5 protein-coding genes are annotated in these 5,499 nt (G+C 69.7%); 4 read left to right on the top strand and 1 reads right to left on the bottom strand.

Annotated elements, in window-relative coordinates; translation table 11 throughout:
- Nucleotides 1-207 precede the first annotated feature (207 nt).
- The 3 genes from AC1DY5_RS40250 to AC1DY5_RS40260 are packed head-to-tail and all read left to right on the top strand — an operon-like array spanning nucleotide 208 to nucleotide 4,102.
- Nucleotides 208-2,532 carry a TonB-dependent receptor gene (locus tag AC1DY5_RS40250; RefSeq protein ID WP_478120038.1) on the top strand — a complete coding sequence of 775 codons (2,325 nt, stop codon included), beginning with the start codon at nucleotides 208-210 and terminating at the stop codon, nucleotides 2,530-2,532.
- Between the two features lie 22 nt (nucleotides 2,533-2,554).
- Nucleotides 2,555-3,439 carry a copper chaperone PCu(A)C domain-containing protein gene (locus AC1DY5_RS40255; protein ID WP_478120039.1) on the top strand — a complete coding sequence of 295 codons (885 nt, stop codon included), beginning with the start codon at nucleotides 2,555-2,557 and terminating at the stop codon, nucleotides 3,437-3,439.
- Between the two features lie 6 nt (nucleotides 3,440-3,445).
- Complete coding sequence (locus AC1DY5_RS40260) at nucleotides 3,446-4,102, top strand: trimeric intracellular cation channel family protein (RefSeq protein ID WP_478120040.1); 657 nt, start codon at nucleotides 3,446-3,448, stop codon at nucleotides 4,100-4,102.
- Nucleotides 4,103-4,117: 15 nt separating this feature from the next.
- On the opposite strand, the gene AC1DY5_RS40265 is transcribed toward AC1DY5_RS40260, so the two are convergent.
- Nucleotides 4,118-4,822 carry a Crp/Fnr family transcriptional regulator gene (locus AC1DY5_RS40265; protein WP_478120041.1) on the bottom strand — a complete coding sequence of 235 codons (705 nt, stop codon included), beginning with the start codon at nucleotides 4,820-4,822 and terminating at the stop codon, nucleotides 4,118-4,120.
- Nucleotides 4,823-4,968: 146 nt separating this feature from the next.
- On the opposite strand from AC1DY5_RS40265, the gene AC1DY5_RS40270 reads away from it, so the two are divergent.
- The gene (locus tag AC1DY5_RS40270) at nucleotides 4,969-5,424 is read left to right on the top strand and encodes a hypothetical protein (protein WP_478120042.1); all 456 of its coding nucleotides are present in this window, start codon (nucleotides 4,969-4,971) and stop codon (nucleotides 5,422-5,424) included.
- The last annotated feature ends 75 nt before the right edge of the window (nucleotides 5,425-5,499 follow it).

Below are 5,499 nucleotides of genomic sequence, written 5' to 3' on the forward strand. Positions count from 1 at the left end.
CCCCTGGGCCGTCCCCTGGGCCGTGCGCTGCAGTCGATTCCGGCCGCGCGCATCGCCGCGGCCACCGCCGCGCCGCTGCCGGCGCGCGGGCCGCCTCGCTCCTGAGCTTGCTTTCGACCTGACGGCAGGCGGCGCCCCGAAGGGTGCGCCGCCGCGCTTTTCCAGCAATGCGTCGGCACCCCGGGGGATGCCGAGGAGTTTCTTCCCATGAACAAGACCGTGCTGTCGCTCGCGTTGGGCGCCGCATTTCTCTGGTGGGCCCTGCCTGCCCTGGCGCAGGTCGCGCCCAGCGCGCGCCCGGCCGACGAGGCCCCCGAGCGCACGCGCTCGCTCGGTGTCGTCACCGTCACGGGCGGCCAGCCGAGCTCGCTGCCGACCCAGATCCCGACCACCATCGAGGGCGTGACTCGGGAGGACATCGAGACCCGCATCAACGCCACCGACAGCGAGGATGCGCTCAAGTACCTGCCCAGCCTGCTGGTGCGCAAGCGCTACATCGGCGACTACAACCACGCGATCCTTTCCACCCGCGCCTCGGGCACCGGCAACAGCGCGCGCTCGGCGGTTTATGCCGACGGCATCCTGCTGTCAAACTACCTGGGCAACGGCATCGCCAATGGCAGCAACTACGCACCGCGCTGGGGGCTGGTGACGCCAGAGGAGATCGAACGCGTGGACGTCATGTACGGCCCCTTCTCGGCCGCCTACCCGGGCAACTCCGCCGGCGCCGTCGTCGACTACGTCACGCGCATGCCCACCCAGCTCGAGGCGCACGTGAAGGCCGGCTTCGCCTCCCAGCCCTCCGACCTGTATAACACCCACCAGACCTTCAACAGCTGGCAGACCAGCGCCTCGATAGGCAGCAAGAGCGGCGACTGGTCCTGGTGGATCGACGTGAACCGCACCGACAGCCAAGGCCAGCCGCTGACCTTCACCACCGCCACCGTCGCTTCGGGCACGCCCGGGCGCGCGGGCACGCCGGTGGTGGGCTTCGTGCCGGGGCTCAACACCACCAACACGCCCTGGTACATCCTGGGCACCGGCACCCAGTACCACACCATCCAGGACCACGCCAAGCTCAAGCTGGCCTACGACTTCTCGCCCACGGTGCGCGCCACCTACACACTCGGCTGGTGGCAGAACACCGCCGAGGGCCGGTCCGCGACCTACCTGAGCGACGCCGCCGGGATGCCGGTGTACACGGGTGCCATCAACATCCTCGGACGCGGCTTCACGCTCGCACCGACGGCCTTTCCGATCACCAACGATCAGCAGACGCACGTCATGCACGGCCTGTCGGTCAAGAGCAATACCCGGGGCGAGTGGGACTGGGAGGTGGCCGCGAGCCTGTATGACTATTCGACCGACCAGCAGCGCCAGCCGACCATCGCGCTGCCGCAGGCGGCCTTCGGTGGCGCCGGCACGCTGCAGGACCAGGGCGGCACCGGCTGGAACACGCTCGCGGCCCGCGGCACCTGGCGCCCGCAGGGGGTGGGCGGCGCGCACATCGTGGACTTCGGCGTCGGGCGCGCCGCCTACGAGTTGGGGATCCTAAAGCGCAACGTCTTCGGCAGCTGGCTGGACGGCCCGCCCACGACACTGGTGAGCAACGTCGGCGGCGACAGCCAGACCTATAGCGCCTGGGTTCAGGACGCCTGGTCCTTCACGCCGAAGTGGAAGACCGTGCTCGGCCTGCGCTACGAGGACTGGAAGGCCGACAACGGCTTCACTCAGGTCGCAACCAGTGCCATTGCGTACGCGCCGCGCAGCCAGTCCGACGTGTCACCCAAGGCGGCGCTGGCCTACCAGCTGACCGACGACACGGTGCTCAAGGGGTCGCTGGGGCGTGCGGTGCGTTTCCCGACCGTGGGCGAGCTGTACGGCGCCACGACGGGCGGTGCGCTGTCGTTCATCAACGATCCCTTCCTGAAGCCCGAGAAATCCTGGACCAGCGAACTCTCGGCCGAAAGAGACCTTGGCAATGGCCTGGCCCGTGCCACCCTGTTCCACGAGACGACGGACGACGCGATCTTCAGCCAGCTCATTCCCGGCTCAGCCACCGTCTCGCGCGTGCAGAACATCGCGAAGGTCCGGACGACCGGCTTCGAGCTGGCCTACACCGGGCAGGATGTGCTCATGCGCGGGCTGGAGCTTGGCGGCAGCCTGACCTTCGCCGACTCCAAGACCATCGCGAACCCGAGCAACCCGGCCAGCGTCGGCAAGTGGCAACCGCGCGTGCCTCGCTGGCGGTCGACCGCCTTCGCAACCTACAAGCCCGACGCGCGCTGGGCCTTCACGGTGGCCGCGCGCTACAGCGGCAAGCAATATTCCACGCTGGACAACAGCGACGTCAACGGCTTCGCCTACACCGGTGCTAGCAAGTACTTCACCGTCGACCTGCGCGTGCGCTACCAGATCGCCAAGCAATGGTCGGCCGCCTTCGGTATCGACAATGCAAACAACTACCAGTACTGGAACTTCCACCCCTACCCGCAGCGCACGTACACGGCCGAACTGCGCTGGGACCTTTGAACCCCGATACAAGGAGATCCTGATGACCACCGCCCGCCACATCCGTTCACTCGCCGCCTGCGCCGCGCTCGGCAGCACCGCCGCCCTGGCCCACGTCACCCTGCCCGCTGGCGGCGCCGCGGCCGGCAGCGAGTACGACGCCGCCTTCCGCGTCGGCCATGCCTGCACCGACGCGAAGGCCACCACCGCGATCCAGGTCCAGCTGCCCGACGGCTTCACGCTGGCACAGGCGCAGGTGCGCGCCGGCTGGACGCTGGCCGCCACGCCGCGCGAGGTGTCCTGGAAGGCCGACTCCGCGCAGGCCGCCCTGCCTGCCACCGAGCGGGCCGAGTTCTTCGTCCGCGGCAAGCTCACCGACAAGCCCGGCCCGCTCTACTTCAAGGTGCTGCAGAGGTGCGATGTCGGCAGCGCCGACTGGGCCCAGCTGCCGGTCGCCGGCTCGAGCGCCAAGCTGGACTATCCAGCGRCCCGCCTCGACGTGCTGCCGCCGGGCGTCGCCGCGGTCGAGGTGCGCGACGCCTGGGTGCGCCAGACCGTGCCGGGCCAGAGCGGCACCGGCGCCTTCATGAAGCTCACTGCGCCCTCGGGCGCCCGCCTGGTCGGCGCCTCGACCCCGGTGGCCGGCGTGGCCGAGGTGCACGAGATGAAGATGGAAGGCGACACCATGAAGATGCGCGAGCTCGCCGGTGGACTCGAACTGCCACCGCGGCAGACCGTCGAGCTCAAGCCCAGCGGCCAGCACCTGATGCTGATGGACCTGAAGCAGCCGATCGCCAAGGGCGGCAGCATCCCGATCACCTTGCGCTTCGAGGATGCCAAGGGCGTCAAGAGCTCGCTCCAGGTCGACCTCCCGGTCGGCGCACCGGCCGGCGCTGCGACAGAATCGCACGGCCATATGCACAACTGACCGCCCATGCACAGCCTGCCGCTCTCCACCGTCCTGTCGCTCTCCCATGCACAGATCGCGATCGAGGCGGCGGCGACCCTGGCGTTCGCGATCTCGGGCCTGATCGAGGCGGCGCGCAAGCGGCTCGACGCGGTCGGCGTGGTCATGGTGGCGGGGCTGGCGGCCTTCGGCGGCGGCACCCTGCGCGATGTGCTACTCGACCGCCGGCCCTTCTTCTGGGTCGAGCATGCGGGCTGGCTGTGGCTGCTGCTGGCCCTGTGCGTGGCCGCGATGCTGTTCCTGCGCGACCGCCATTTCGCGCTCACCGAGCGCGCCATGCAATGGCCCGATGCGCTGGGCCTGGGCCTGTTCACCGCCACCGGCACGCAGATCGCGCTCGGCGCCTCGATGCCGCCGATCGTGGCGGTGCTGATGGGCATGATGACGGCGGTGTTCGGCGGCGTGCTGCGCGACATCGTCTGCAACGAGATTCCGCGCGCCTTCAGCGATCATCAGCCCTACGCGATCTGCTCCTTCGCGGGCGCCTGGGTGATCGTCGGGGCCGACGCCCTGCAGGCGCCCGACTGGGCCGGATTGACGACGGGGGCCGCGGCCGCCATCGTGCTGCGGCTGTTCGCGCTGTGGACCGGCTGGAAGCTACCGGCCTGGCGATCCAGGGACTGAGCGTCGCCGCGCGCTTCAGTCGAAGCCCCGCACCTCGCCCACCAGCGCCGTCAGCCGGGCCACGTCGGCCACCACCAGCGCCTTGCCTTCCTTGACCAGCAGCCCCTCGCGGCGCAGCGCATTGAGCTCGCGCGTCACCTGCTCGCGGTTGGTGCTGATGCGGCTGGCCAGTTCGGCATGGGTCGGCACCGGCTCCAGCCGGGAGCGGTTGTCGGCCACGCCGGCCCCCCGCGCCAGCCGCAGCAGTTCGGCATGCACGCGGTTCTGGACCCCGAGCGTGCTCAGGTCGATGACCCGCTCGGACAACTGCCGCACCAGCGCCGCCAGGCCGCGCATGACGCGCTCGCCAACCACTGGCTCGTCGCGCAGCAACTCGAGAAAGGCGCCACGGTCCAGGCTGGCGACGACGCTCGGCCTGAGCGTGACCACATCGGCCGACCGGGGCTGGCCGTCGATCGCCGCGATATCGCCGAAATGCTCGCCTTCCTGCGGATCGCGGAAGGTGACCTGGCGGCCGTTGGCCGCATAGGAGGTCACCCGCAAGGCGCCCGAAACCAGGAAGTAGACCTCACTCTTGCGCTCCGAGCGCAACAGCACCGGCGTGCCGGCCGGCAGGCTCTTCCACTGGCAGCGCTGCGCCAGCTGGTCGAGACGATCGGCCGAGAGTCCCTGCAGCAGCGCGATGTGCTGCAGGCCGAGGCTGGAACGTTGGAACGCCATGGCAGACCTCTGCGCGCATGTCGAACGGATCGAAAAAAGCCGTGCGAAAACGCACAGCCGGGAAGGCACTGAATCGCCACAGTCACGTCCTGTGAGGGCCGCGATGTCCGTGGCCGCACATCATCAAGCCTTCGGGAGATTTCATCATGAATGCCAAGCAACTTCTCGGTGTCTCCGCCTTCGCCCTGGCCGGCGCCACTGCCTTTGCCCAGACGGTCCCGGCCGAGCTGTGGGTCGGCGCGCCGGTCGCCACCACGGGCAGCGCCCAGAGCCGCTCGGCCGTGACCGCCGACGTCGCGGCCAGCCGGTCGATGGCGAGCGCACCGGCGGAGCTTCGCGTCGGCCCCGCCGACATGGCGCCGGGTGCGATGAGCCGGGCCGAAGTTGCCGCCGACACGACCCTCTGGATCCGGTCAGGCATGAGCCAGATCGCCGGCCGCGACAGCTTCGACCCGTCGAGCCCGGCGTACCGCACGCAGATGGCGGCCTACCAGCGCATGCGCAACGGCCCGGAATTCGTGGCCGAGGTGCAGCGCCTGAAGGGCACGGTCGCTACGCAGGCGAGCATCGCGCGCGGCGACGCGGCCCCAGCCGCGGACTGAGAGAGTGAGAGTTTTTCTCCGACCCTCGCGAACTGGCACGGGACTGGCTACAGCCCCGGCATGTCAACACAGGCC

The sequence above is a fragment of the Variovorax sp. P4_D9 genome (assembly GCF_056401695.1).

Excerpts from the sequence above, each read along its gene's own strand:
- AC1DY5_RS40260 (WP_478120040.1), top strand. The coding sequence starts at position 3,446 with ATGCACAGCCTGCCGCTCTCCACCGTCCTGTCGCTCTCCCATGCACAG.
- AC1DY5_RS40250 (WP_478120038.1), top strand. The coding sequence starts at position 208 with ATGAACAAGACCGTGCTGTCGCTCGCGTTGGGCGCCGCATTTCTCTGG.
- AC1DY5_RS40265 (WP_478120041.1), bottom strand. The coding sequence starts at position 4,822 with ATGGCGTTCCAACGTTCCAGCCTCGGCCTGCAGCACATCGCGCTGCTG.
- AC1DY5_RS40270 (WP_478120042.1), top strand. The coding sequence starts at position 4,969 with ATGAATGCCAAGCAACTTCTCGGTGTCTCCGCCTTCGCCCTGGCCGGC.